This is a genomic window from Lunatimonas sp., assembly GCF_020832325.1.
Classification (GTDB): domain Bacteria; phylum Bacteroidota; class Bacteroidia; order Cytophagales; family Cyclobacteriaceae; genus Lunatimonas.
Genome location: NZ_JAFIEU010000008.1, coordinates 123790 through 150627 on the forward strand (window position 1 = coordinate 123790; position 26838 = coordinate 150627).

General features: G+C 44.9%; 21 protein-coding genes. 8 read left to right on the top strand and 13 right to left on the bottom strand.

What is annotated here, in order from left to right:
* Nucleotides 1–79 precede the first annotated feature (79 nt).
* Nucleotides 80–433, bottom strand: a complete 354-nt coding sequence (locus JJU34_RS02535) for a DUF3127 domain-containing protein (RefSeq protein WP_228690750.1) — start codon at nucleotides 431–433, stop codon at nucleotides 80–82.
* Nucleotides 434–636: 203 nt separating this feature from the next.
* Here JJU34_RS02535 and JJU34_RS02540 point away from each other — a divergent pair, with 203 nt between their 5' ends.
* Nucleotides 637–1215: a hypothetical protein gene (locus JJU34_RS02540; protein ID WP_228690751.1), complete on the top strand. Its 579-nt coding sequence runs from the start codon at nucleotides 637–639 to the stop codon at nucleotides 1213–1215.
* Nucleotides 1216–1224: 9 nt separating this feature from the next.
* Here JJU34_RS02540 and JJU34_RS02545 read toward each other — a convergent pair whose 3' ends face one another.
* From JJU34_RS02545 to JJU34_RS02560, 4 genes are all read right to left on the bottom strand, one after another.
* Entirely contained in the window at nucleotides 1225–2817 is a 1593-nt protein-coding gene (locus JJU34_RS02545; RefSeq protein WP_228690752.1) for a VCBS repeat-containing protein, read from the bottom strand.
* 171 nt (nucleotides 2818–2988) lie between these two features.
* Nucleotides 2989–3432 (bottom strand): nucleoside deaminase, encoded by a 444-nt coding sequence (locus JJU34_RS02550; protein ID WP_228690753.1) that lies wholly within the window; start codon nucleotides 3430–3432, stop codon nucleotides 2989–2991.
* A gap of 76 nt (nucleotides 3433–3508) precedes the next feature.
* Nucleotides 3509–3934: a response regulator gene (locus tag JJU34_RS02555; protein ID WP_228690754.1), complete on the bottom strand. Its 426-nt coding sequence runs from the start codon at nucleotides 3932–3934 to the stop codon at nucleotides 3509–3511.
* Nucleotides 3906–9329, bottom strand: coding sequence for a PAS domain S-box protein (locus tag JJU34_RS02560; RefSeq protein WP_228690755.1), 5424 nt, complete (start codon nucleotides 9327–9329; stop codon nucleotides 3906–3908). Before JJU34_RS02560 ends, JJU34_RS02555 begins: the two co-directional genes overlap by 29 nt.
* Before the next feature lie 313 nt (nucleotides 9330–9642).
* Here JJU34_RS02560 and JJU34_RS02565 point away from each other — a divergent pair, with 313 nt between their 5' ends.
* From JJU34_RS02565 to JJU34_RS02590, 6 genes are all read left to right on the top strand, one after another.
* Nucleotides 9643–10071, top strand: a complete 429-nt coding sequence (locus JJU34_RS02565; RefSeq protein WP_228690756.1) for a hypothetical protein — start codon at nucleotides 9643–9645, stop codon at nucleotides 10069–10071.
* A gap of 82 nt (nucleotides 10072–10153) precedes the next feature.
* Entirely contained in the window at nucleotides 10154–12646 is a 2493-nt protein-coding gene (locus tag JJU34_RS02570; RefSeq protein ID WP_228690757.1) for a DUF2309 domain-containing protein, read from the top strand.
* A 3-nt stretch (nucleotides 12647–12649) separates the two neighbouring features.
* Nucleotides 12650–14527, top strand: a complete 1878-nt coding sequence (locus JJU34_RS02575; RefSeq protein WP_228690758.1) for a proton-conducting transporter membrane subunit — start codon at nucleotides 12650–12652, stop codon at nucleotides 14525–14527.
* 13 nt (nucleotides 14528–14540) lie between these two features.
* The gene (locus JJU34_RS02580) at nucleotides 14541–16181 is read left to right on the top strand and encodes a SulP family inorganic anion transporter (RefSeq protein WP_228690759.1); all 1641 of its coding nucleotides are present in this window, start codon (nucleotides 14541–14543) and stop codon (nucleotides 16179–16181) included.
* Nucleotides 16182–16450: 269 nt separating this feature from the next.
* On the top strand, nucleotides 16451–17212 hold the full coding sequence (locus JJU34_RS02585) for a WG repeat-containing protein (RefSeq protein WP_228690760.1): 762 nt from the start codon (nucleotides 16451–16453) through the stop codon (nucleotides 17210–17212).
* Between the two features lie 9 nt (nucleotides 17213–17221).
* Nucleotides 17222–18970, top strand: a complete 1749-nt coding sequence (locus tag JJU34_RS02590) for a hypothetical protein (protein ID WP_228690761.1) — start codon at nucleotides 17222–17224, stop codon at nucleotides 18968–18970.
* A 42-nt stretch (nucleotides 18971–19012) separates the two neighbouring features.
* On the opposite strand, the gene JJU34_RS02595 is transcribed toward JJU34_RS02590, so the two are convergent.
* Nucleotides 19013–19216: a helix-turn-helix transcriptional regulator gene (locus tag JJU34_RS02595; protein ID WP_228690762.1), complete on the bottom strand. Its 204-nt coding sequence runs from the start codon at nucleotides 19214–19216 to the stop codon at nucleotides 19013–19015.
* A 2-nt stretch (nucleotides 19217–19218) separates the two neighbouring features.
* Nucleotides 19219–19779: a DUF2975 domain-containing protein gene (locus tag JJU34_RS02600; RefSeq protein WP_228690763.1), complete on the bottom strand. Its 561-nt coding sequence runs from the start codon at nucleotides 19777–19779 to the stop codon at nucleotides 19219–19221.
* A gap of 221 nt (nucleotides 19780–20000) precedes the next feature.
* On the opposite strand from JJU34_RS02600, the gene JJU34_RS02605 reads away from it, so the two are divergent.
* Nucleotides 20001–20768 carry an energy transducer TonB gene (locus JJU34_RS02605; RefSeq protein WP_228690764.1) on the top strand — a complete coding sequence of 256 codons (768 nt, stop codon included), beginning with the start codon at nucleotides 20001–20003 and terminating at the stop codon, nucleotides 20766–20768.
* A 77-nt stretch (nucleotides 20769–20845) separates the two neighbouring features.
* Here the strand turns inward: JJU34_RS02605 and cydB are convergent, their stop codons facing one another.
* The 6 genes from cydB to JJU34_RS02635 all read right to left on the bottom strand — a co-directional run bounded on the left by cydB (nucleotide 20846) and on the right by JJU34_RS02635 (nucleotide 26817).
* Nucleotides 20846–21883: a cytochrome d ubiquinol oxidase subunit II gene (gene cydB / locus JJU34_RS02610; protein WP_228690765.1), complete on the bottom strand. Its 1038-nt coding sequence runs from the start codon at nucleotides 21881–21883 to the stop codon at nucleotides 20846–20848.
* Between the two features lie 6 nt (nucleotides 21884–21889).
* Complete coding sequence (locus JJU34_RS02615; protein ID WP_228690766.1) at nucleotides 21890–23269, bottom strand: cytochrome ubiquinol oxidase subunit I; 1380 nt, start codon at nucleotides 23267–23269, stop codon at nucleotides 21890–21892.
* A gap of 164 nt (nucleotides 23270–23433) precedes the next feature.
* Nucleotides 23434–24390 (bottom strand): hypothetical protein, encoded by a 957-nt coding sequence (locus tag JJU34_RS02620; protein WP_228690767.1) that lies wholly within the window; start codon nucleotides 24388–24390, stop codon nucleotides 23434–23436.
* Nucleotides 24383–25450 carry a cytochrome c peroxidase gene (locus JJU34_RS02625; RefSeq protein ID WP_228690768.1) on the bottom strand — a complete coding sequence of 356 codons (1068 nt, stop codon included), beginning with the start codon at nucleotides 25448–25450 and terminating at the stop codon, nucleotides 24383–24385. The genes JJU34_RS02620 and JJU34_RS02625 overlap by 8 nt, the downstream gene beginning before the upstream one ends.
* Nucleotides 25451–25455: 5 nt before the next feature.
* Nucleotides 25456–26292, bottom strand: coding sequence for an MbnP family protein (locus JJU34_RS02630; protein WP_228690769.1), 837 nt, complete (start codon nucleotides 26290–26292; stop codon nucleotides 25456–25458).
* 141 nt (nucleotides 26293–26433) lie between these two features.
* Nucleotides 26434–26817, bottom strand: coding sequence for a hypothetical protein (locus JJU34_RS02635; RefSeq protein ID WP_228690770.1), 384 nt, complete (start codon nucleotides 26815–26817; stop codon nucleotides 26434–26436).
* Between the last annotated feature and the right edge of the window lie 21 nt (nucleotides 26818–26838).

Consider the following 26838-nt stretch of genomic DNA (forward strand, 5'->3'; position numbering starts at 1 on the left):
TAAGCCTAGAAATGGATTAAATGTCCCCCATTCTCCCGTCGGGTTAAATGGGGGATTAGCCGATTGGCATCATCGTGTGCTAAAAGGGCAAGATGTCGTCTCCACTTTCATCGTGGAAGCTACTTACATCAGGTTGTTGGGAGGAGGAAGGTTCTTTGGCAGCAGGGGCCCCATTTTTGGCTGCTTTCCATACTTTTATATCGGTGTACCATTTGCCATTATACTCCCGGCTCTCGATTTCGATGCCGAGATTGACCTCATCTCCGACCTGCAGACCAAACTGGTCTATCTTGTCTCCCCAAACCGTCACACAGACCTTTTTTGGATAATTTCCGCCGGTTTCGATGACGTAATCCCGTTTTTTCCAAACGCCATTGCGCCCGTTTCCTGATTGCTCATCCAAAGCCTGTATAACTTTTCCGTTTAGTTCCATGGTCGTCGTTTGTTTTATGAAAGAACGAAGGTAACCAAATCAAAGCAAAAATTAAATTTGAACAGTGGGGCTTTGCGATATTTCGGGTAGAAAAGGCGCCAGTTTCGGAGACTCATGCCAGCGGATATCCTCGCTACCCAGGCACCAATCGTCTCTTAGCGTTTCTACTTTGTGTATAAAGACATAATTTATAGATTTACCAGATGGAAATATCGAAACAGGAAAAACGAGCATTTTTGATCCGACAGATTCTCAAAGGCTTTCTATTTTTGGCCATCTTGATTTTCACCTTTCTGGCGTTCGAGAAATTATTTCCTGCCAGTGAACGGGAGGCTTGGTTTGGCAGTATCTATGACAACATTCCGCTCGTGGTGTCGATCTTCATCGCCTCTGAGGTGCTATTCGGCATCATTCCACCGGAAATCTTTATGCTTTGGGCACTTCGCACCGGTCATCTTGGGCAGTATTTCGTTGGAATCGGTATCCTTGCCCTTATTTCCTACCTTGCTGGGGCATTCAATTTCAACTTGGGTAAATGGATCCGAAACACCCGCTTTTTTATCAAAATCCGAAGGCTTTGGTTAAAGAAATCATTGGCCTTGTTCGAGAAGTTCGGCGGCTACCTAATCATCGTAGCTTCTTTGACACCTCTGCCCTTCTCAGCCATCGCTTTACTCAGCGGGGCGGGTAATGTCAGCCCCCGAACCTACTATCTAAACAGCATTTGGCGAATATTCCGGTACTTTGCGTACGCCTTTATCCTCTACGAAACGAGCCTGTAACCCAAAAGCCTACTTGCTGGTATTTTCCAAAATCAAGTAGGGAACGCCATTCTTCGCCCATTTATCAAAATATTCGGTAAAATCCGTACCGAAAACCATGGAACCAAGGATGATGTCCATATCGCCATCTCCGTCTACATCTCCCACATCCATGGCAATCCACCTGCCTTGGGCAGCATCTGGAAACGTAGAGGCCGTGTAGTTCCCATCGCCATTGTTTTCCAAATACACAAAGCTCTCTTCAGGCTGATTTTCGTAATCGGGAAAAAAGGAGATCGCTGCGATGTCTAGGTCCCCATCTCCATCAAAATCTACAGCAATGGCTTTGTACGCACCGTTTAACGGATAAAAATAGGCTTCAGAGAAGTGATTGGTCCCGTCGTTATGAAATATCCGTATCCCGTGGTAGCCCTTTAGGATAGGGTCATAGTCGGCATTGTCTCCGGCTGTATACAGGATATCCAAATGGCCATCGCCATTCATGTCTACCAGTTCAAAGTAACTGGATCCGTAACTGGGAGGAAAGGCCAATACCCGTTCCTCAACAAAATTCCCATTCCCTTGATTGTGGTATACAAAAATTCCCTCATCACCCTGACCAAACAATGCCACAATATCCTTCCGTCCGTTTCCGCTCCAATCCACCATATAGGCCTTGGTCGCTCCTGGCTGGGCTCTTAGCACTTTTCGCCGGTAAATCCCTGCCTGATCCTTTTTCCAAAGAGATAAGGCGCCCGTGTGTTTGCCGTATTCGCAAATAGCAATCTCCAGCTGCCCATCGCCATCCAGGTCGGCTACATCAAAGTGCACCGGCCTTTGCAAATCCTGCACAAGGATCCGCGCATCTCCGCCTCTTCCCTGAGGCAGGGTCATCAGATAGCCAATGTTCATGTCAGTGGGATTGAACGTTCCCATCACCAATGCCATGCTTTCGCCACCAGATTCGTACACCCACGAGACTCCTTCCCTTGCTGGAGCATTTCGGCTTATCGAAAAATTTCTGTCCATCACAGACAAGCTTGACCTCCCCACATCACTGACGTAAAGTTTATTGGGAGCGGCGATTTTGACCAGAGAGGTCATCGGGCTGTTGGCCCGATAGGAGGGCTTCTTTACCGTAAAATGTCGAAGGCCGATAGAAATGGTCTTTTTCGGCGGTCTCGGAAGCTCTTCGGGAGCTTCATCAAGATAGTGGGCTCGGATTTTCTCAAAAAGCAACGTATCCATGGTGGGTCTCAGCGGAAATAGATTGGCTCTCTCTACAAACTGTCCAGCCCTGCCACCTTCGATGATACCCGCCCGTGTATCCGGAGACTCGTATATCCCATAGTAATGACCCATTCGATGGAGGATGTAGTTGTCCCAAGTTTTTCGGTCCAATAAGTCCGGTTCCGGAAAAAGGTGGCAGCCTGAACAATAGTTTTTGGCTAATTCAGCCCCGCTTAACTCGGGCGTATCCGTACGAATCTCTGGAATAGGCACCTGAACGTCCTCCTGCTCCAGCTTTTGGTCGCTTGGGGCGCTTCCGCAAGAACTCAAACCTACACTTAACAGGCAACAAATGGGTAATAGGAGGATCATCTCCTGTATCCGTCGGATCATGAAATGTTGTTTTCTTTTTGGTCGCAGGCACTTGGCGATGGAGAGCTCTAGTGCTTGGTCAATCCTGATATTCTTAATTTTTGTTCCTAATACCAGGTAAGGCTTTACCTTTCCGGTACCTATAATACGGTGAGTTGGGCAATCATACTATGTTTTGAAGCATCTTTTGCATTACTCACCGATATCTTCATTCCATAGCGCAGGTCGCTCCGCGATAAATTTCTCCATCAGCGCGATGCTCGGGGCATGATCTAGGACCTCTACGACCACACCATTAGCCCGTAGATGGTCTTCAGATCCCATAAAGGTCCTGTTTTCGCCGATCACTACCTTTGGGATCTTGTATAGCAATATAGCACCCGTGCACATGGGGCAGGGCGATAAGGTCGTGTAAAGTACGCTTTCTCGGTATACCGAAGCAGGTAATCTTCCCGCATTCTCTAAGGCATCCATTTCTCCGTGCAGTATGGAGCTGCCATTTTGTACGCGACGATTGTGCCCCCTGCCCACTACCCTTCCTTGGTGTACAAGGACAGATCCAATGGGAATACCCCCCTCCGCATAGCCCTTCTCAGCTTCTTGAAAAGCCTCTAGGTAAAAACTGTCTGTGTTCATGATCAACTAGTTATTTGCAACCGTCGGGTGTAGCTACCCCAAGGATAGTTCCGATAGTAAAGTGAATCCGCAGTTTCTATTTTGGAAGTTTGCACAGTTGCAGCCAAAACTCCTCGATCTGCAAAATTGCTTTCAAAAACTCGTCCATCGAAAGTGGCTTGGTCACGTAGCTATTCGAGTAGTTTTCATATGCTTTGTGGATATCTCGACTATTGGAAGAGGTGGTCAGCATGATTACCGGGATCGTCCGCAGGTTCTGATCGAGTTTAATTTCTTGTAGCACTTCGTGCCCGTTTAATATGGGCAAATTGATGTCGAGTAAGATTAAGTCCGGCCTCTCAGCACGTTCGAATTCACCACGCTTATATAAAAAATCCAGGGCATCCTTCCCGTTTTTTACTACACTGACGTCCGTGAGCAGTTTGCTTTCTTCAAATGCCTCCAACGTGAGTAGAATATCCCCTTCATTATCCTCAACTAGTAAAATATGTGCCTTTTTCATGTGTCTTTTTATTCACTGTAAAGTAAAATGTACTCCCGATACCTGGTTGGGATTCCACCCAAATCCGGCCTCCCCATGACTCTACCTGCTTTTTTGCAATAGGAAGCCCAACACCGGTTCCGCTCTCAGAGTCCCTATTATGCAAACGCTGAAAAATAACGAATATTTTTTCGAAAAACCTAGGTTCGATCCCAATTCCATTATCCTGTATGGAAAACTGCCAGAAATCACCCTTGTCGACCACTGAAAGGGTTATCTCAGGAGGGACTCCGTCACGGGAGTATTTAATCGCATTATCCATCAAACAGTGTAATGTCTGAGTTAACGGGGCCTTGAAGCAGGTGACTACCGGGAGGTATCCGGTATGTATCTTCGCATTTCGTTCCTCCAATAGTTTTCTTCGCAAGGCTCGATATTCTGCTATAAGCTCGTCCAAATGGACGACTTCCTCTATCTCGTGCACTGTTCCAGCCCTGGAAAACTCCAATACATCCAAAATGATCTGCTTCATCCGTTTGGCACCATCCACCGCAAAATGAATGTATTGATGGGCCTTATCGTCCAGCTGATATTGGTATTTTTTCTGAAGCTGATTGAGAAAACTGGTGATCATCCGCAAAGGCTCTTGCAAATCATGGGAGGTGATGAACGCAAAATGCTCTAGTTGTTCATTCGATATCTCCAGATCCCGCGTATATTTTACCAGTCTTTCATTGATCTCACGCAGTTCCATTTCATGTCTTTTGGTGTCGGTGATATCGGTGGTAGCGCCGACCATTCGGGTAGGCTTGCCCTCGGCATTTCGGATAATGATTCCCTTGTCTATGACATATTTTATCTCTCCGCTAGCATGTTTTATGCGGTAGTCCGATTGCCAATATTCTTGATTGGGATCAGCAAGGGCCGACTCTAAGCTTTCCTTGACCTGAATAACGTCATCAGGGTGAAAGCTGTCTTTCCAAAAATCCCGCTTTCGGAGATTCCGCTTTACGTCATAGCCAAACAGTTTTTCAAATCCTTCGCCCCGAAAGTACACATCACCGGCGATATCCCAGTCCCAGATGGCATCCGTGGTAGCTTGCGCCACTTTTTCAAATCGCTCATTTGCCTCCCGAACTCGAATATCTGACTTCTTACGAAGGGTCACATCTTTGAAATACACGGAAAGGCCCAGGTCATTCGGGTAGGCAGTAACTTCAAACCACCGGTCCATGGGTTCGAAGTAGTCCTCAAAAGTAACCACTTGCTTAGTCTTCTTGGCCTGATGATACTTGCGGTAAAATTCAGAGTCAATCGCATTGGAGTACTCGTCCCAAAGATTTCTACCCACAATATCTGCTTTTGGCTTATTCAAAAAGCGTTCAGCCTGGGCATTCCAATAGGTCACTTTCCAGGAATTGTCCACGGCAAAGAATGCATCTCCGATGGTTTCGAGGATGAGGTTTCGCTCCTCGTAGGCACGCGCTAGTTCCAAGTGTGTTTGATTGGCCTCAATGGCAGACGATAAGTTTGCCGTAATGGTTCTCAGAAAGGTGATGTCATCCTCATTCCACCGACGCTCCTCTTGGCAATCATCAAATCCGATAAAACCCCAAAAAAGGTTTTTGAGGAAAATTGGTAACACCAAGATAGATTTAATCCCTTGTTCTGCCAGTAGCTCCTTTGTTTTTGTATCTTCCATCTTGCGAATAATCGCCATAAAGGGGCGATTTTTCGTCAATGGCTCTACAAAATCATAGATAACCGAAAATGGCATATGTTGAAGATCTGGATTATTTATTTGAGCGGTTACCCCTTCTTTGGTCCATTCCAGACGCTGACTGGCCTCCATCTCTCCGGTCTCCTCGTTCAGGGAGTTTTGGAAATAGTATATTCTATCCACATGTACACTAGTGCCTACCTTCTGAAATGCCCTTGCGATAACCTTAAACCAGTCTTCATAACTGAGTAGCTCGCTGTTCATTTCTGAGATAATATCCAGTTGCGTGTTTTTTAAGCGTAGCCGTTCCTCTGCCTTCTTTTGCTCGGTAATGTTCCTGAAGAATACACTAACGCCTTCCGGTGTGGGGTAAATATTCACCTCAAACCAGTGATCATATGATTCGACATACTCCACGACAGACATGGGTCGTTTCTCTACCAGCGAATCCTTAAAGCGGCTAAGAAATGGTAGCTTCTTGACTTCAGGGAGTCTTTTCCAAAAATTATAACCAATCATTTCATCCCTGCGAAGCCCGGTCACTTCCTCCGCTTTATTATTCCAATAGGTAATCTGTGCGTCTTGGTCCAAGGCAAAAAACGCATCCCCAACACTTTCTAGGATTCTATTTTTCTCCTCAAAAGCTTGTCGCAATGCTTGTTCGCTTTTTATTCGCTCGTCAATATTTCTGAAATAAGACGAAACCCCTCCACCAGAAGGATAGGTAGTAACTTCAAACCAACAATTGTTGCCCGGGTAAAAATACTCAAAACGCTCAAATTGGCCGGATGTAGCCACTCGTCGGTAGATTGTCTCAATTGCCGTACCTTTCGCTGGGGCAAATTCCTCCCAAATATTCCTGCCGATGAGCTCCTCGGATTTTCGATCCAGCAAATTTTCAGCCTCTCGGTTAAAGTAGGTGAAGTTCCAATCTCTATCCACTGCATAGAATGCGTCGGATATACTACCCAAAATCTCTTTTAGCTGCAATTGAGTGGACTTCATGGCATGTATGTCCTGGAAGCTCCCAAATATCTTCGTTCGCTTTCCGCCCACTTCCTCACATTTTCCGATGCAACGAACCCATTGCTCGCGTCCTGACGCCGTGATAAGTAGCAATTCTTCATCGAATTCCAGTCCTTCGTTGATTAGCTTAGCCACTGCGTTCTGTATGCGCTCTCTGCTTTCCTCGGTGTAAAACTCAAACCCGCCTGTAAGAGAAGGGCTGTAGCTATCCTCCACTTCCAATAGCTGTTTCACCATAGGAGACCAATACATCGCATTGGCACCCTCTTCTGGGGTAAGATCCAATTCCCAGCTACCAATTTTGGCTAAGTCGGCTATCTCCTCGGTTAGCTTTACCGACTTAACTTCCTCAGTGATATCAAAAATCATCGAATTAAACAGAATGGTCCCATCGGGCAATCGATAGGGTGTTCCGAAACCTTCATGCCAACGCATCTGTCCATTTGGCAACAGGTTTCGCCACCTGCTGTGCCACTGAGTAAGGTTTGCCATCGATTCCTTGATCTCCTGCGTCAGCGTCTCTATGTCTCCACCATTACTGATTTGACGCCATACCGATTGGCTGTCGGCCTCACATTGCTCTGGAGTCAAATGCCAAATTTGTTCACTTCCACGGCTTACCGACTCAAGTTTGTGACTGCCATCTGGAAACAAAAAATACTGAAAGGTAACTCCTGGAAGATCATTGGTGATATTTTCCAACCGTTGTTGGATGGCCTTTAGACTAGAGATGTCCTGAAAACTGCCAAATATCCGGATACACTCGCCGTCAAGCATCTCCGGCTTGCCAATTACCCGTACCCACTTTTCCGTGCCGGAGGCACTGATGATAGCCGCCACCAAATCAAACGAAATGCCTTCTCGGATAGCCTGCTCAAAACTAGCATTCACGCGGTCTACATAATCCGAGCGGTAAAAAGCAATCGCTGAATCGAGATCAGGCTGATAGATCGCCGGATCTGTATCGTATATGCGATGAATTTCTTTTGACCAAAACAGCTTTTGGTTCACCAAGTCGATAGACCAGCCGCCGATTTGTGCGAGTTCAGAGGCATTGCTAATGACCTCCTTCAAATCTCTTTCCTCCGTAACGTCTTTTGCAGAGACAAAAATAACGCCCTGATCCTGCAAAACGCTGCCATGCCACGCAAGACATACTACCTGCCCGGCTTTGTGGATGATCCGTGCCTCAAACTTAATGGTCCTTTCGCCCTGCCGGGCCTGTTGCAGCTGATCTGCTAAGTTTGTTCTGTCTTCTGGGTGTAAAAAATCCCACAGTGACCTTCCAACAACTCCCTGATCTGGATAACCCAGTATTCGGCACCCGGCACTATTTATACGAATGAAAAGTCCGCTGAAATCCAGAAGCCCTACCAGATCCGGGAGTGACTCCACCAAATGCAAGCGTTCATTCTCCAATCGCTTCCGCAAGATCTCTGAACCTAAAAACAATTCCAATTTCTTCAAAACAGGCTGGTATTGCTGAATATTGGACAACAGATCCGCGCTGCCCACCATCAAAACTCCGATCAATTCACCTTTTTGAAGGAGCGGAATGGATAATACGGTCTTAATACCCGCTTCCTGAGCTTCTAGCCTTCGAATAAAATAGTTTGCTTCACTGGGCTTGTCACAATAGATGGCTTTGAGGCCCTCCCATACCTTCCCTGGCAACCCTTGTCCCGGGAGAAACTCATATTCCTGAACTTGGAGCTGATAAAAACGGGACCCTGCTTCATCTCCAATCGCCTTTGAAGACAGCCTTAACCTATCCCGATGGACAGAGGGAAGCCAGACCTCTGTAAAGCTAAAACCACCTACCTGATTGATCAGTTTGCACATCTCAGAGAGTGCATCCTTCATATTCTCAAACTCGCTAAAGACAGCACCTATCCGGGTAAAAAGGTCCTTTTCGAGTTCTTCGTTCATCTCCTGAGTGATGTCCTTGACGATACCCTCAAAGGCTATCGGCTGCCCTGTAGCATCCCGGTTTAATCTGCCAACCTCACTGACCCAACGTACGGTGCCATCCGGCAGGAGTATCCGATGGACAAAGTTCAAATCCTTCCTACCAGAAAATGTTTCCTCTTGTTCTCTATCGAAGTGTTCCCGGTCATCTGGGTGAATAGTGGCGTAAAAGGAATCAAAATTCAGTGGAAACTCCTCCTTTCTTCTTCCCCAAATCTCGTACACTTTTTCAGACCAGGTCAGGGTGTTAGCGTCCATCTCAAGGCGCCAGTAACCGATGTCCGCGATTTCTGAGGCCGCGGCGAGTTTCTCCTGCGACAACTTGAGCGCGGTAATTTCTGCTTCCCGTTGCGTAACGTCCTGTACTAACAACATCACGCATTCCCTTCCTTCCAGCTCTATCAGGTGTCCGTTGAGGTCTACCTTGACCCGCTGGCCATCCTTTTTTTTCTGGGTAACCACTCCAAAATGAATATTCTTGCGTTGCCTATCGGTGTCCCCAGGCACAGGTACTTGTGGAAGGCCCTGATCAGCGATATGCAGATCCGATAGGGTCATGGACAAAAACTCTTCTTTGGAATACCCGTAGTGGAAAATTGCAGCGGGATTGACATCCATTATCCGAAAAGAAGAGATATCATATACCAGTATAGGCAATGGACTCAGAAAAAATAGACTATTATAGTCATCGGGTCTATGCATCGGCTAAAGTCAAAGGTGGCACTTCAGTTGTTCTGCTTTTCGCACAAGCAATTAGGCTCGATGCAGGCATCAAATACTGGAATTACGTCTTACCTTGGGCATTCCAAACAGTAGAAAAGCTCGATATCTGACCATTTAAGAATTACCCTTCTATACCTGAAAGATAGCGCAAAATTCGGGTACGTACAAAGCGCTTAGATTAAATTTCAGAAATGCGCTTGTTGTGATCTCAATCACACTAGAATACAAAAACTTGTCACTACATTTGTACCCGATAAAGTACATATATCGTGTCTTTTTGAAACAGAAAAGCGTGAAAACTAGTCTCAATACCGATAACGTTTTTTTTGGGCCGTGGTATAGCCGGGAATCTCCCTGCCAATCCACCACAGGACGCAGAGATGCCATTCTCCACTTTATCGTAATTGGCTTGATTGCTGCTTTATGCTGTGTTGGAAACCTACCTGCTGGCGAATTTTTTGACCTAACGGAGCAGGAAGCGTTTCGAATACCAGAAAACGTTCCTGCTAAGATGACCCTCGCTGAATGGGTAAACTTAGAAAAAGAAGAAAATAACAAAGAAAATGAACTGCCCTTTGCCAAAGCTTCCCTTGCCGGCATGCGTTCTACTTTTTCACTTTACCGAGCCGTAGATCCCTTTTCGAATACTACGGTAACGCTCGGCTATAAAACCAGGCCCCTCTATATACTTTTTCATAATTTGAAAATCCACCTCGCCTAGTCCTTTTTCCATTCGAATTTCCAAATTGAATCATTTGCGATTCGCCCGCTTTCTTTAATCTCACCTTAAAAACGTATTCAACATGGCGCATTCCGTGTCATTTGACTTGGATCATGTATTGCATGACCTGAGTCACTATCTTCCTGCGCAGAGTCCTTTGAAGGATTTTGTGCACCACAACACCCTGCATGCATTTCAGCATTTGCCTTTCCATGAAGCCCTTCAGCTCGCTGCAGAAAACTTTGGATACAAGGTATATTGGAATATTGAAAGGTATAGGGAAAAGTACCATTCCGGTAAGATCAACATAGAAATTATTGACCGGGTAATCATGGACCTAAAGGGTCCGGACAATCTTACCTATTGGAGAAATGAAATTTTACATTCGCTAAACCAGGATTATCCGGAACCTAAAGTAGGTCAGCTTCGGAAACTTTGGAGAAAAGCCTATAACCTCAATTTGGATAAGGAGGTGCATCAGACGCTTTTTAGATTGGTGAGTGCCTATCTGGACCAGGGCATTGCTATCTGGAAATTTCCTATTGAATCGAGAGGTTTGCTTTCCGCGATTCGGACATTGGAAAAAAACAGCTTTAGTACCTTTATCAAAAGTGAAAGAGCCAGAGACCTGCTTTTCAATACCCATACCAAACTTAAGGATCTATTGACCTTGCTGGTTGGCAAAGAAGAGCGTTTTGCCCAGTACTTATTTGACCAAGCTTTTTCCCATCCAGGTTGGTCAGGTATGGTAGCAGTTTTGGAACACCAGGAGCAAAGCTTATTGGATAAGAGGAAAGTCTCATTGCATGATTTGATTTTTCTGGAATGTATTTTGGAAATCGATGCGCTCGACAGACGAAGAGGGGATAAATGGAAAGCCTTGGGTGAATTTATTCCTAAGGATCTTCCGGTATTATTGGAATCACCTAAAAACTCAAATTGGTTTGAAATCCATAAAATCTGGCAGGAAGCTTTGGAATGGAGCTATTATGACCAAGTAATAAAAGGACTTCAGTTAAGCCATGCAAAAGACTTCAAGGTAAGCAAACCTTCCTTTCAGGCAATGTTTTGTATTGATGACCGCTCCTGCTCCATAAGACGGTATGTAGAGCGTTTTGCTCCGGATTGCCAGACATTTGGAACAGCTGGGTTCTTCAACCTTCCCTTTTATTTTCAACCGGAGCACGGCAAGTTTATGACCAAAGTCTGTCCGGCTCCTGTGACTCCTGTTCATGTCATCAAAGAGACAGAATCAAAAATCAGGCATGAAAAAGATGCCCACTTTAGCAAACATTCCAAAGGAATATTCGGGGGCTGGGCCATTTCCCAGACCATGGGTTTTTGGTCGGCCATCAAAATGGCAAAAAGCATTTTCTTCCCTTCAGAAACACCCGCTATGGTGTCTTCTTTTAAGCATATGGATCCAAAAGGAAAGCTCAGTATCGAATGTAAAAACCCAGATCATAAATACCATGGCTTACAGGTTGGATTCACAGTCCAAGAAATGGCTACTGCCATGGAAGGACTTCTAAAAAGTATTGGCCTTGTAAATGATTTTGCACCATTGGTTTACATTTTTGGCCATGGAGCCAGTTCTGTGAACAATACCCATTATGCAGGATATGACTGCGGTGCCTGCAGCGGACGTTCCGGATCTGTCAATGCCCGGGTGGCCGCCTCTATTGGGAACAATCCTGAAGTCCGAAGAATTCTTGGTGAAAGGGGCATTCTTATTCCCGACAATACCCAATTTGTAGGTGGATTACATGATACCACCCGGGATGAAATGGAATTTTATGATATAGAAGGGCTATCCGAACCTAACAGGTTGTTACATGAAAGAAACTTGCAAACCTTTGAAATCGCTTTGGATTACAATGCCAAAGAAAGGTCTCGGCGATTCCATACCATTGATTCCAAACAGGAAGCCAAAAAGATACATGAGCAGGTCAAATTGCGGGCTTTATCTTTGTTTGTCACAAGGCCTGAATGGAACCATGCTACCAATGCCCTCTGTGTGGTGGGCAAAAGGGAAAATAACCGTCATCTTTTTCTGGACAAGAGGGCATTTCTCAACTCTTATGATCACAGTATTGACCCGGGAGGACAATACCTCTTTGGTATCCTGAAAGCTGTAGCTCCTGTCTGTGGAGGAATAAACCTGGAATATTATTTCTCCAAGGTGGATAATGACAGGCTAGGGGCGGGCAGCAAATTGCCACATAATGTGATTGGATTGATAGGTGTAGCCAATGGTATGGATGGAGATTTGCGGACTGGTTTGCCCTTGCAGATGGTCAACATACATGATCCTCTTAGGATTCTGATTACAGTAGAGCATTTCCCGGAAATTGTCCTAAAAACCATACAGACACATAAACCAACCTATGAGTGGTTCGTCAATGATTGGGTGAAATTGGTTTGCATCCATCCGGAAACCAAAACAGCCTTTGTTTTCAAGGATGGGGATTTTAAAGAATTCCTTCCGGTAACCCGACATATCGATGCTGTCCAAAACCTGGACGCCATATTGGAATCAACTGCTGAAAATCTCCCTGTTTACGTGATCGCCTAAGCCATGGAACATCAAATTATTATCAGTTCATTCGTACTGTTACCGCTCTTGGCTTTTGTGGTTTCACTGCTGCTATCAGATAAAAATGAAAACAGCTTTTCCAGATTGGCATTTGGAATGGTAAGCATTCATTTGCTGCTCATTTCAACCTATATCCTTTATTGGATCCTAGGAGGAATGAAACCCGAAAATATCCGGGAGCTGGAATTGTACAACAATGGGTCCTATCAGTTTTTGTTGGATTTCTATTTTGACAAAACCACGGCGGTATTTCTTTGGGTAGGGGCATTTGTAACCTTTCTGATCACCCGATACAGTAGGTTTTATATGCATATGGAAGAGGGATACAAGCGTTTTTTCAATACCCTGCTCTTCTTTTACCTCGCGTATAACCTGACCGTTTTGGCAGGTAATTTCGAAACCCTGTTTTTGGGTTGGGAGATGTTGGGCATTTCTTCCTTCCTGCTGATTGCTTTCTACAGAGACAGGTATTTACCGGTGAGAAATGCAGTAAAGGTTTTCTCCATTTACAGGATTGGGGATATCGGAATCATTCTCGCCATGTGGGCAAGTCACCATCTTTGGCATGAGAATATCACCTTTATCAAATTATTGGATGAAGAACTGGTTTCTGAGCATTTGGCTTCACATGGGGGAATAGGATTGTTTATAGCGGTGAGTTTGCTGATAGCTGCTGCGGCTAAGTCAGCACAATTGCCCTTTTCCTCCTGGCTTCCAAGGGCCATGGAAGGACCTACCCCTTCCAGTGCCATTTTTTATGGCTCTCTTTCCGTTCATTTTGGGGTCTTCCTCCTGCTTAGGACCTTCCCTTTTTGGGAACATCAATTGACTGCAAGGATTCTCATCGGTGTAGTAGGATTATTGACTACGCTCATTACCTATCCGATTGCTAGGGTTCAGTCCACCATCAAAACCCAGATTGCCTATGCTTCCATTGCTCAGATAGGAATCATGTTCATCGAAGTAGCTTTAGGATTAGAGGTATTGGCCCTGGTCCATTTTGCAGGGAATGCCTTCCTGAGAACCTACCAGTTGTTGGTATCTCCATCCGTGGTCGCATATATGATACGAGACCAATTTTATCATTTCAAGCCAAAGAATATCACCTTGGAAGATACCCTCCCTAAAAGGTTGGAATACAGCTTGTACCTGCTTTCCATCAAAGAATGGAATTTGGACCTAACCCTCAACCGATGGGTGTTCAGTCCCATCAAGAAATTGGGAAGAAAGTTGGATTTCCTTACCCCTAGAAACCTGTTGTTGTACTTTCTTCCGGTTTATTCCTTTGGGCTTTTCCTTTACTTTAATCAGGATTGGATTCCTGAATGGTTAAGGGATTATCTGCCCGGGTTCTTCGGTTTATTGGGAATGTTGATGGTTTTCAAGGCCTTTTCGGAACGAAGCTATCCGAGGTTGGCATGGATGCTGGTCATGGCCAATCACTTCTGGATTGCCTTGGCGGTATCATTCAATGAGACCTTTGATTACAGCCAAACCCTGATTTATCTCAGTGGGGTAGTGGTAGCAGGGGCCATAGGCTACTGGGCTTTGGATAGTTTAAGGAAGAAAGAAAAGAACTCTTTTGACCTCAATCAATACTATGGCCATGTGTATGAATATCCCAAGCTTTCGTTGGTCTTTCTCCTTTCAGCACTGGGTGTAATGGGATTTCCCATAAGTCCCACCTTCATTGGTGTCGATCTGATCTTCAGCCATATTCACGAAGACCAATATATTTTGGCATCATTCGATGCCATCAGTTTCATTTTCGGAGGGATTGCCCTTATCCGGATTTATGCGCGGCTTTTCTTGGGCCCGCATGTAAAAAATTATCATCCTACCGCTTTAAAATCTTCTTGATCAGCATATACTTATGCAAAAATCCAAAATTGAAGTTCCCCAGTCAGGTTTGGCTGGACTTCGTCAAAACTGGAAAGCAGACCTTACATCAGGTTTCCTTGTATTTCTAATTGCCTTGCCCCTTTGTCTGGGTATTTCGATGGCATCCGGTTTTCCTCCGGTGGCAGGAATATTTACCGCCATTATTGGTGGACTTATGGTCACCTTTCTAGGTGGATCGCAGCTTACCATCAAAGGACCTGCAGCAGGATTGATCATCATTGCCCTTGGTGCAGTCAATGAACTTGGACAAGGTGATGCCATGCTAGGATATCGATTAACCTTGGCCATTATTGTGGTAGCTGGCGTACTCCAGGTAATTTTCGGTTGGGTTAAATCCGGTGTTTTAGCTGATTTCTTCCCTTCTGCAGCTGTCCACGGTATGTTGGCAGCGATTGGCATCATCATCATTGCCAAACAGCTATTTACCATGATCGGTGTCAAACCGGAAGCCAACGAGACCTTGGAACTCTTTGCCGAACTTCCCCATGCCTTTAAGGAAATCAACCCGGATATTGCAATCATTGGCGGTATCAGTCTCTTGATTATGTTTTTGTTTCCCTTGTTCCAAAACAAATTCCTCAAAATGCTTCCTGCTCCGCTGATTGTTATTTTGGTGGCCATACCTCTGGGAATTTATTTTGATCTGGAGCATGAGCATAAATACCTGTTTTTGGACGGGCATGAATATACCATCGGGCCGAAGTTTTTGGTGACCTTGCCGGAAAACCTTCTATCTGCCATCACATTCCCTTATTTCTCCCAGGTGTTTTCCATGGTTTCACTGAAGTACATCATCATGTTTGCCCTGGTGGGGAGTCTTGAGTCTCTTTTGAGTTCAAAAGCTATTGACGGACTTGATCCGTATAAGAGGAAATCCAATATGAACAAAGATTTGGTAGGGGTGGGTATAGGAAATACACTGGCAGGAATGATAGGTGGATTACCGATGATTTCTGAAATTGTGCGAAGTTCTGCCAATATCAACAATGGTGGAAAAACTGCCTGGTCCAACTTCTTCCACGGTGCTTTTCTCTTGGTCTTTGTTGCATTTTTTCCTTTGTTGATCCATCAGATTCCTTTGGCAGCTTTGGCCGCCATGCTGGTTTATACGGGTTTCAAATTGGCCGCACCTAAGGAGTTTTACCACACTTATAAAGTCGGATCAGAGCAATTGGTCATTTTTCTGGTTACCATCATTTTTACCTTGGCCACTGACTTATTGATAGGCATTGCTGTGGGTATTTTGACCAAAATTATCATTCATATGTCCAACGGGCTTCCTTTGAAATACCTATTCAAGCCTTTGTTTACAGTAACAACAAATCAGGATGAAAATGAATATACCGTGGATGTATTTCATTCTGCAGTTTTCAGCAATTATATCATGCTTAAAAAGTCCCTGGATGCACTTCCAAGGAGAAAAAGTATCCGAATTGATTTTTCCAATGCCAATTTGGTGGATCACACCGTGCTGGAAAATCTACATCACTACCAACATGATTATGAGCATGAGGGAGGTCAGTTCCAATTGTGTGGAATGAGTCATTTGAAGAAAAATTCCGATCACCCTCTTGCCGGCAGAAAGGTCAAAAGAATAAAAGTAGAAGGATAAGGCCAAATGATTCAAAAAAAATCGGACCGCCTAAAACCAACTACATGTAATTTTATTAATTTAGGACGTTTAAGCGGGTTCGAGCTAAATGTTGGCGAGGTTTTTTTCTCAGGGGGAGGGAGTTCAACGGACACCTATCTAACTGGAGACAGCTGTACGTTGGAAGTTGCGAATACGCAAAAGCTGCCATATTAGGTATTTATTGCTACGGCATATGAAATTAATGGACTAACGAGACGAATAGTTGAAAGCTTTTTAGTAGGGGAGGTATGCAGAAAGAAAAAGAAACCAAAATCGTACTGGTTGAATCTTGGATCAAGGCTATCGTAGGGTATGGGATCCTAGTATTCTGGGCTGTAGGTTTACAGGCACAGGACTTGAAGCCATTTCAAGCCGATTCGAAACTGTGGGGCTATAAGAATCAGCAAGGGGAGGAAGTCATTCCCGCGAAGTATTTTCGAGCGTTTTTGTATTCCAACGGTTTGGCGATTGTCCAGCCTACGTCGGACCCTGTCTATGGATTTATTGACCCGATTGGGAATGAGGTTATATCTCCCAAGTTCATCAATGCAGGACCATTTTCTGAGGGGTTGGCGGCGGTTGAATTATTGGCCAGTGCGCATTGGGGATTTATCGATAAAACGGGAAAAACGGTTATTCCATTTGAGTACAAGAGTGCCGGGACGTTTTCCGGCGGACTGGCGCCAGTGTCCAAAATCATAAAAGAGAGCGGGCAGCGCAGATGGGGATTCATCGACCAAAAAGGACGAGAAATCATCCCATTTCAATACCTACAAGCAGGCAATTTTTCGGAGGGATTAGCCGCTGTATGTTTGTTTGTGCCTGAACTAGAAAAAAACAGGTGGGGATTTCTCGATCTCTCGGGAAAGGTGGTGCTTCCATTTGAGTATGAAGATGTAGTTGGGTATTCGGCCCCTGTATTTAGCGAGGGCAAAGCCAAAGTCTGGAAAGAGGGCAAACATATTTACATCGATAAAACCGGTAAATCACTGGGAAGTGTAACCTATTAATCTTCAGTTATGCAATATTTACGCTTTACATTTGCCCTATGGACAATCTTGGTATCCAACGCTGTGTTTGCCCAAGAGGAGTCGAGTTATTTCAAAAAGGAAGTGGTCGAGATTGGTGAAACGAACGTTGAAACACTGACTTACACGAGCACAAATTCGGTGAGTAAGGTGACAATAACCAATGGCAAACGCGTTTACGAGGTAGATAGAGGTAGGTTTGGTGATATGAAAATTGAAGGAAGTATCGTCTTTCCGAAAAAAAACGACCCGGTTACCTCCAAGCTCAATTATACCGGAAGTCTTGAAACTAAGCCCTACGGGGATAAAGTAACTGGTCTTCGCGCTGACTTTATTCAAGTCCTTCCCGACTTTGGCGTAGTAGGAGTAAAACTCCCCATTAACTCTACCGAGAGAGATCAGTACAAAAGAGGGGATATTGAAATAGCTCTCGGCGTGGTGGCGTGGCAACTCGACCCGGCAACCGGAGAAGTAAAGCAAGTAGATAGTGATGAGTTGGTCGTATATGGCCCCTATAATCGGGTATTTGCCAAGCGATTACTCTATTTCAAGAAAGAGGGGACGATCGCTGGGTCAGACGCTCCCGAAAGAACTCATGGGTATTTTTTTGAGGACGGTAAGCTGGCAAAAGAATGGAACAACCTTTCCGTGATGGCCCCACCTAGATCGCTTGGCTTCAAGAAACCTGAGGTGCCGCGGTTCTACCGTTATCTAGATGGCTACGTCCAACTGGCTGAGAAAAAAATGGGCGAGGCTTATGAAGTGGTAGTGTTTGATAACCAATTGCAGGAAAAAAACACCTATTTCCCTTCAGTGCTGGTGTATAGAAATTACGATAAAATGCCGAGCAGTACCACCTTTGGGCCGGGACACAAGTTAGTGGCAGATTACCGGACAGGAAAAGGGTTGGGTGTAGATAAGCTTTTCCATCGAATGGTCTTGGTACCGAGTCAAGACATTGAAGGGCTATACGGTGTACTGCAGGCCGACGGGACGGTAGATATCCCTGTAGGCAGTCTGGGACTTTCCCCGATCATTACCGAAGAGATCGATGCAGGATCCAAAACTGGAGAAACCTATTTGCTATCTCATTTCTTTTTGGTCGCGTATCCAGGCGGAGATGATGGCAAAATGCAGTATGCAGTGGCTAATCCAGAAGGAAAATTGTCTTTTAGTTCGGCGGATGAACCCATTTGGACGGAATTTATGATTTACGAAAGCGAGGTTATCAAGGCAAATAATGGCAGCATTTATGTGCATCCGGAACTATTGGTGGCCCGTCTGACTGACGGAAAATGGCAATCCTACTTGGTCTCACGCTACAGCAGTAATGCGTTTAGCCGGTATGAGAACCTAAAGTTTTACTTTCCAACGCCTTTGGGCAGTTCAGAAGAATCTGAACACGAGGCTATCAGTTCCGCTGAGCAAATCTTAGTGTCTTTAAATACGTCTACAGAGAAATACAATGCCGAAGCTTTGGCGAGGTACAGGGCAGAATCGAAGATTAGGTGGGAGCAACATCAGGCCGAAATGGCAAGGCGCAGGGCTGAACTGGCAAAAACCCACCCCTTGCCCCAACCTATCCGTGCAAATGCGTATTCCCCATCAACTTGGCAAGGATTTACGTACACCAGTCAGACGACGAGCAGATACAACCAATCTGTCAACCAAAGCAATTATAACAATTCCATGCGCCAATACAACAACTACCTGAATAGTAGAATCTACAGAAGTTACTGACGCCATGTACTAGCTTATTGGTCAGAAGGAAAGTAATGGGTTTCATTCCACAAACTCCAAAATATCCCCGGGCTGACAGTCCAACGCTTTACAGATCGCTTCCAAGGTGGTAAACCTGACAGCCTTTGCCTTACCAGTTTTAAGGATAGAAAGGTTGGACAAGGTGATATCTACCTTCTCCGAAAGTTCGTTTAGAGACATTTTCCGTTTTGCCATCATGACGTCTAGATTTACGACTATGGGCATACTTATACGGTTAGGTCATTGTCCGCTTGAATTTCCACACCACGTTTGAAAACCAAGGATATCGCATAGATTACCGCCCCCATTATCAAGTACTCAAAGGCGCCTCCCAAAAAACCGCTGAGTGCCGGACTCTGCATCGTCCGGGTAGACAACCACGAAAAGTACCCGGATGCGATGATGGTTAAGACACCTACCTGAACGGTCACTTCGCCAATTCTGGAAATAAGAACGGAGACTTCCCGGCTGAATGGATGAACCAAGTCAATTTTTTGGAAAACCCGGATTACCAAAAAGAAGATAAAAGCCTTAGCTACCATAATCCCAATCAGTAACGAAACAGCTGCTAAGTAATATCCTGTATGCCACTCTCTGGCCGCTGACAAATTCAACCCTTTGTACAGGTCTTTTGCCACTTCAGGATTAAAGAGGCTGTATACCGAGGTGAATAACAAAGCTCCGCCTTTGATACATAGTCCTATGAAAATGGACCAAATCACGATGGTGAGTAACATCAATACAGGTTGGCTTTCCCACTTATTTTTCCAGGTTTCTTTCCAGGTCATGAGTTAATGGATTTGTATATTTCTCAATATTCGGTAATTATTTATTGTTTTACAATAAATACTAGATTTATTTTTTACGCGGATCCATGATAATTCCGTCTGATACAGGAGCAGGTTGGAGTAGCCAAATTTTGTTAAAGGCCTGTGCAATAGGCAAAAACTAACGGAATGGAAATAAGGTTTTAGTTGGAATTGTATTCATTTGTTCATAGTTTAGAGCTATGAACGATTTAGTTAAATGTATCGGGGTGGTGTTGTGGTTTGGATTTTTGGGATTTTCCAGACCTACGCATGCGCAGGAAAGAAAAATCATCCACCTTGATGCACATTTTTTGCCCACAGAATCTGGAGAGGATGATCACACATACAGCAAAATCGTGACTGTCTCCGCCGAAGGGGAATTGGTAGAAAAAACCTATGACCTGAATTATACGCTGGTTTCGGTAAAGAAATCCCTATTCGAGGAGTCTGAACCACTAGACCCGCTATGGGAGGAAGAAACCCATTATTCCTCGGATGGAGTCCCAATGTATACGGAGTTTAAGTATCGGAAAGATAATGCCAAATACACCAAAGTTCTGGTGGATGAGAAACTAGTGCTCGACCTGATATGTGATAATTCATTGTCCTGTGAAGGGACCTTTGTAGCACCTAGCGGAGAAGAGGAAACGGTAGACAGAGATATTTTTAAACCTAGTTTGCCTAGCGTTAAGGTTTGGCAGGAATTTTTAGCCAAAAATCTTTCCTATCCCCAATCCGCCAGAAATACCCGGACAGAAGGAGAAATTTGGATTGGACTGAAAATCGACGAATATGGGGAACAAGTGGAACGATTCATCGTAAACCGTGCATCCTCAGACCCCAGTTTGGTCAAAGAAGTGGAGCGGATATTGGATCGATACACAGGTGGCTTCGTACCCGCTCGCACCATTTATGGGAATCCGACTGCCGCATGGATGTACCTTCCGATTCGCTTTCGCTTAGCTTAGGATATTTTTCCTTCTATTTAGAAATTATTTTTCAATCAAATAATTTAGATACAAGAACGTGATAACAACCGATTGAGCTAGTATCCTTCTGACCCGGCATCTACCCTTCCCCAGAATGTGCGGTAAACGAAATAACTGTACAAGGCCACCAATGGACCACCTACAACCACAAATCCCATCATGATTTTTAGTGTTTTGGTGGAAGCAGCGGCGTTGTATATCGTTATGCTGTTTTCATGCACCTCATTTGACCAAAGCAATCTCGGGTAGAGCTCGAAAGCAACAATCACCAAAAGCAATGCAATGGTCAGACTGGTAAAGGCGAATGCCCAACCATACTTTTCTTTGCTCGCTAGCCTGGGTACGTTGGCGATACTTAAAAAGGCCAAAAAAGGAATCACAAACAAGATTTGATTTTCTTTGAACACTACCAGCAAATGTTCCAAATTGAATAAACCATAAGCTGTGGTAATCAAATACGACACAATAAAAAAAGTCATGCCTTTGGTTAAGAATCCCTGCGCCCGATTGTAGAGCTGCCCCTTGGTTTTCAATAGCAAATAAATTGCACCATGCATCATAAACAGCGCAAGACTGGTCACCCCTACCAATATGGAGAAGGGATTTAAAAATTCAAAGAAGCCCTTTCCTACATATTCAAAATTCTCATCCAGCGGCATCCCATTCAGGATATTGCCCAATACTACGCCTAATAGAAAAGCCAACATGATACTGGATATGGAATAGCCCCAGTCCCACATTTTTCTCCACCAGGGCATTTCTTCCATATTTCTGAACTTGATGGAGATCCCTCTGAAAATGATAAATAATAAGAACAGGATAAAAGGGGTGTACATCGCTGAAAACAACGTGCCATAGAATACAGGGAAACCCGCAAACAAGGTACCTCCTCCAATAACCAACCATACCTCATTGCCATGCCAAGTAGGGTCAATGGCTTTCAAGGCAGTCTCCCGGCTGCTGTCCCTTCTAAAAAACATGTGCCAGGCTCCAGCCCCAAAATCAAACCCATCAAGGATAGCATAGCCTGAAAAGAGACCTCCAACAACCAAAAACCACCAAGTAGGGTAATCTAATCCAAGTAACGTCTCCATAGCTCTCTAGTTTTTAGAAATCACGTCTGCAATTTCCTTGTTCAAACTTCCTTCATCCAAGTCGATATCACTCGTTGGACCTTTCTTTATCGCCTTGTTCATCAAGTATATGAAAAGTAAGAAGAGTACGGCATATACTACGAAAAACAAGACTAAGGAGAACAGTACCTGATTGGCCTGCACGCTTTTAGAAAGTGCATCGGAGGTTCTCAAGAGACCATACACTACCCATGGCTGACGGCCCATCTCTGCTGCGAACCAACCAAACTGATTGGCCAATTGAGGCAAAATGGCGGTAAATACAAAGGTCCACAACAGCCATTTGTTTTCGAAGAGTTTGCCTCGCTTCCATTGAACCAAAGCAAAGAGGCTCAGGGCGATCAAAAACATACCGATGGCGACCATCAGGTGGTAGAACTGAAAAACCGCATTCACCTGTGACGGACGATCTTCCTCTGGAAATGCATTGAGTCCTGTCACAGGAGTTCCAAAATCCTGATGTAGCATAAATGACAACCCACCCGGAAGGCCAAGTCCGGTAACTTTTTGTTTTTCCTTGTCCACCCATCCAAATAAATAGAGATCAGCCGGCGCATAGGACTCAAAATGCCCTTCCATGGCAGCTAGTTTAGCTGGTTGATTTACTGCTACTCCCTCTGCAGAATGGTGCCCGGTAAACAATTGAGCCAAAGATGCTGCCGCGGCTACTACCAAGGTAATCTTAAACGCCTTTTGGGACATCAGTACAAATCTTCCTTTGAGAATGTAATAGGCATGCACGCTCAAAATTAAGAAAGCGCCCGCCAAGAAGGCACCAAGCCAAACATGTGTAATGCGGTCTACGGAAGAAGGGTTGAAAACCATGGCCCAGAAATCCACAATCTCCGCCCGTGCATGCATCCCTTCACCGACTATATGGTACCCTGCGGGTGTTTGCTGCCAGGAATTAGCCACTACGATCCAGACTGCTGAGAACATGGACCCTAAGAATACCGCCCATGTGGCTACAAGGTGTACCCCAGGTTTTACTTTATTCCAACCAAACAGAAGTATACCTAGTGCACTACTTTCCAAAGCGAATGCAAATATCCCCTCTGCAGCCAGCGCACTGCCAAAAATATCGCCCACGTACCGAGAATACGTTGCCCAATTCGTGCCGAATTCAAATTCCATCACAATGCCTGTGACCACACCTATGCCGAAGGTGATGGCAAAAATCTTCGTCCAAAACTTTGCCAATACTTCGTACTCTTTTTTTCTGGTCCGGATGTACATACTTTCAAACACAACCATCAAAAGACCTATTCCTATACTCAGAGGCGGATAGATATAGTGGAAGGCAACAGTAAAGGCAAATTGTATGCGGGATAAAATTTCTACATCCATACCAAAATAAGTTGAACGGTCTTTGAGTGCTTAGCTTCTAATAAAGGTATTGCGAGCCGGACCGTTGTCAATACTAACAAAAATCCTAACATTCGCAAGTGACCTGACTCACACAAGCCCGCACTTCTAAAAGAAAACACGTTGGTTTCATCGAATCCCTCAAATCATAAAGTAAAGACATTATTACCAGACTTTTTGCCAATGAACTTGACCAAAGTAAGGGAAAATCTACCTTTTGCTTCAATCGTCACGTGCGCATCACTGTTGAAGTCCTGGACCAAGGGGTTTTGAAAGTTGCCATGCAGCATCCAAGTTCCTGTCTGTACCTGAAGTCCGATCTGAGCCATCGTGAGCCTACCTCCACTATTCCCTTGTAAGAAGCCCTCAAAGGTATGTTGTCCGCCATGCTCGTGGTATAGCCCCGCAACTGGAATCAGCTGCGTATTTCCCTTTTTTGTCATGTAAAAAACACTTGCCTGGGTATTGTATTGGTTACCGAACCGGTAGTTCTGTGAGTTGGCGGTATTGACTTTGTATACGGCTTCCAGATTGATTCCCCACCGATTTTTCATTGAGGTGTAGTTTGCTAGGGCCAAGTAATCCCAAGATCCACTTCCCAATTGAAAATTTGGATTGATCAACTGCGCGGATTGTGCGTATTCAAAATGTGCAAGAGGTGCTTTGATGCCTCCACCTATCCACAGATTGTGCAACCAAGCGTCCATGGGATTTCCTTTCTGATCAATTAGCTTATAATTCAACATGGCCATGGGATCTCCCAACCCGCTCAATTGCTCTTTTTCGTGACTGCCATTCATCCGATTGTACATATAGGGAAGGATAGCGTTTATCTGAAGTCGTTCTTTCAACGCAATACGTCCCATAAAATCCATTCTTTGGTACAGGTCATTGGAAAACTCCAGTTCCCCGCCGTGCATCATGTCGGCGTAGAAGTGGGCTCTGGAATATTTCAAACCGACGAAGTGTGCCTCGTTCTGAGGAATGATTCCGAAATTGAAACCTCCCAATGCACAGCCACAGGCATCACAAGCAAAAGCGCTGTTTTGGGCATTGATAATCAACAGCTGCATGGCGATAAGGTATTTGAATAGTTTAGTCATTGGAGTTAAAGAAAATGGGATTGGAAAGGAAAGGATGGTCTGTAAGTGTATGAAGGAATGCGATTACTTTTTCCTTATCGTCCGCGGACATTTGGATCGTTGGTCGGCCGTCGGAAAAGACAAGGGGATCAATATTGACTTGATCTTCTACGCCGTCTGTATAGTGATCAAGAACCTGCTTTAGCGTCTCAAACCGGGCATTGTGCATATAGGGGCTAGTCACTTCGATGTTTCGCAGAGAAGGTACCTTGAATTTGGCCCTATCCTGGGGGACTTCGGTAACCAACTCTCTACCCAAGTCTGTGATTCTCGCTTGTACACCGTTGTTGCGATAACTCAAATCGGTAAACAATGGCTCTTGATGGCAGCTTTCACAGTGCCTTCTAAATAAGGCAAGACCCTCCAGTTCGACGGTGTTAAGAGCTTGGATATCTCCGTTTATGTAATGATCATACTTGGTATTCGCAGATACCATCATGACCATAAACTGACTGAGCGCATGTAGCACGTAGGGGCCTGCTACCTCTTCTATACCAAATGCTTCTCTGAACTTTTCAGGGTATTTTGGATGCCGTCGGATTCTATCTACAACCTCCTCAAAACTCAGATCCATCTCAATCTCCGATTCGAACGCTAAAATAGGTGCAAAATCCAGGTGAGTAACCCCTCCATCCCAGAAGAACTCCCTGTGAAAGGCCAGATTAAACAAAGGAGGTGCATTTCGCTTTCCATCCCGATCTTCCACGCCAAAACTAAAGGGATGCAGCCAGGTATCGGCAAAGGCATGACCTTGGACATGACAGGAAGAACAGGAAACCGAGCCATCTCTCGACAGTCCTGGATCAAAGAAAAGGGCTCTACCCAACTGAAAGCCTGCCTCCGTCACCGAATTGTTTCGAAACGTGTAACTCGGTTCCGGAAAATGAACCGGCTTTTGAAAGTGCAGTCGGTCCCCTAGGGGCGTCTCTCCGAGGGACTGGCACCCAGCCAAAATGATCCAAAGGAACAACAAGAGAACAGGCTCGTAGAGCCTGTCTCTTTTGAAAAGTTGATCAATCATCTTGTTCACTGATGGGTATGATCTACGATGAATGCATTGTTTATCCGCTGGGCAAATGATACCCCTTCAGACGGTGAATGAATGTTATTCTGAATGGTAAAATCAGCATCCCCGAGCACTTTTAGTAAATCCATATGAATATGCGGAGATGGTCTCAGGGTCTCATTTACTCGAACGGTGGCGTCAAACAGCAAGGATACTTCCACATTGTTGTCAAAGAATCGTTGTGGATTCTCGTCGATGGCAGGAATATTTTTCCATCCGCCAATATGCAATCTAAGTCGTTGCTCGTCCCTAGGAGAGACCGGTGAATGGCCTTCGAGCAAGTAATGAATAAAACCAGAATTCCAATTCCAAAACCATCCTCCGGCCGCACGATCCAAAATGCCACCAACGGCGCCCTCCTGTATGCCATCTTCTCGTACACCAAGGGTAAATATAATTTTGTTGTACTGACCGGCAGGAACGCCTTTCAAGTGGATGTTATACGTTTCAGGTTCACCCTGTATTACCCGGTAATATCCTTTTAGCTGACTCGCATCAGCTGTGGCATTCATTTCATCCACGAACAGCTCCCCATTTGGTCCCTCCAGCTTTACGTGGCTGATGTAATAGCCAAATTGAGTTATATTGAAAGGTTGTCCATTTTGATTGGAATACCGAAAGTTAGTGCTTCCCACGTTGTCCAATACCAAGGTTTGATTTCCTACGTAATTGTCAAATTTGACAATCATCTCTCCGGTCTGCTCCGAAATTGGCCCCTCGCTTTCTTGGCAGGAGAAAAACACAACGGATATCAGCATACAGGAGTATGTGTAATGCAATAGTCTTGAATAATTCATAATTTAAATGTCATTTTTGAAGCCCACAAAGCAGGCGAATTTCTGTAAATAGGGGATTGTTGTCCAACTTGTGACAAAGCGGATAGCAGGCATCTGGTATACTTGATGCCGGTTTGAACATCGGACTCAACGCGGATAGTCCTACAAGAAAGCGCCCTGTTTTGGGGGTTTGTCTTGAGCGAAAAAGTAGTCTTGTAACGAAAAGTCCTGAACCTCGGCAATATGCTCCGCCACGAAAGAGACCGCTATCAGGCACATAGTGGATTGTGCCTCTTGAAGTATGAATAAGTTAAAGTCAGCCCGAAAATCCATCCAGTCCGAAGCTTGTTTTTCCGTGGCCTTGTCTAGTTGCTTGTCCAGGAAGCAATGCCCCTCACAGGTTGACATGGGGATGTCCTTATTTTCACAAAACATCTCCGAAATAAAGGAGCGGTTCAGCTGAAAATTCACACAAATAACGGAATAGACCATACTGTTAAGTATGACCATCCAAGCCATTGAAACGATAAAAAGGGAACGTACCATCGATTATCCCAATCTTGCTAG

Excerpts from the sequence above, each read along its gene's own strand:
- JJU34_RS02625 (WP_228690768.1), bottom strand. The coding sequence starts at position 25,450 with ATGATTGATCAACTTTTCAAAAGAGACAGGCTCTACGAGCCTGTTCTC.
- JJU34_RS02555 (WP_228690754.1), bottom strand. The coding sequence starts at position 3,934 with ATGAAAAAGGCACATATTTTACTAGTTGAGGATAATGAAGGGGATATT.
- JJU34_RS02615 (WP_228690766.1), bottom strand. The coding sequence starts at position 23,269 with ATGGATGTAGAAATTTTATCCCGCATACAATTTGCCTTTACTGTTGCC.
- JJU34_RS02560 (WP_228690755.1), bottom strand. The coding sequence starts at position 9,329 with ATGCATAGACCCGATGACTATAATAGTCTATTTTTTCTGAGTCCATTG.
- JJU34_RS02600 (WP_228690763.1), bottom strand. The coding sequence starts at position 19,779 with ATGACCTGGAAAGAAACCTGGAAAAATAAGTGGGAAAGCCAACCTGTA.
- cydB (WP_228690765.1), bottom strand. The coding sequence starts at position 21,883 with ATGGAGACGTTACTTGGATTAGATTACCCTACTTGGTGGTTTTTGGTT.
- JJU34_RS02570 (WP_228690757.1), top strand. The coding sequence starts at position 10,154 with ATGGCGCATTCCGTGTCATTTGACTTGGATCATGTATTGCATGACCTG.
- JJU34_RS02620 (WP_228690767.1), bottom strand. The coding sequence starts at position 24,390 with ATGACTAAACTATTCAAATACCTTATCGCCATGCAGCTGTTGATTATC.
- JJU34_RS02535 (WP_228690750.1), bottom strand. The coding sequence starts at position 433 with ATGGAACTAAACGGAAAAGTTATACAGGCTTTGGATGAGCAATCAGGA.
- JJU34_RS02545 (WP_228690752.1), bottom strand. The coding sequence starts at position 2,817 with ATGATCCGACGGATACAGGAGATGATCCTCCTATTACCCATTTGTTGC.
- JJU34_RS02540 (WP_228690751.1), top strand. The coding sequence starts at position 637 with ATGGAAATATCGAAACAGGAAAAACGAGCATTTTTGATCCGACAGATT.
- JJU34_RS02575 (WP_228690758.1), top strand. The coding sequence starts at position 12,650 with ATGGAACATCAAATTATTATCAGTTCATTCGTACTGTTACCGCTCTTG.
- JJU34_RS02635 (WP_228690770.1), bottom strand. The coding sequence starts at position 26,817 with ATGGTACGTTCCCTTTTTATCGTTTCAATGGCTTGGATGGTCATACTT.
- JJU34_RS02580 (WP_228690759.1), top strand. The coding sequence starts at position 14,541 with ATGCAAAAATCCAAAATTGAAGTTCCCCAGTCAGGTTTGGCTGGACTT.
- JJU34_RS02585 (WP_228690760.1), top strand. The coding sequence starts at position 16,451 with ATGCAGAAAGAAAAAGAAACCAAAATCGTACTGGTTGAATCTTGGATC.
- JJU34_RS02630 (WP_228690769.1), bottom strand. The coding sequence starts at position 26,292 with ATGAATTATTCAAGACTATTGCATTACACATACTCCTGTATGCTGATA.
- JJU34_RS02595 (WP_228690762.1), bottom strand. The coding sequence starts at position 19,216 with ATGCCCATAGTCGTAAATCTAGACGTCATGATGGCAAAACGGAAAATG.
- JJU34_RS02605 (WP_228690764.1), top strand. The coding sequence starts at position 20,001 with ATGAACGATTTAGTTAAATGTATCGGGGTGGTGTTGTGGTTTGGATTT.
- JJU34_RS02590 (WP_228690761.1), top strand. The coding sequence starts at position 17,222 with ATGCAATATTTACGCTTTACATTTGCCCTATGGACAATCTTGGTATCC.
- JJU34_RS02550 (WP_228690753.1), bottom strand. The coding sequence starts at position 3,432 with ATGAACACAGACAGTTTTTACCTAGAGGCTTTTCAAGAAGCTGAGAAG.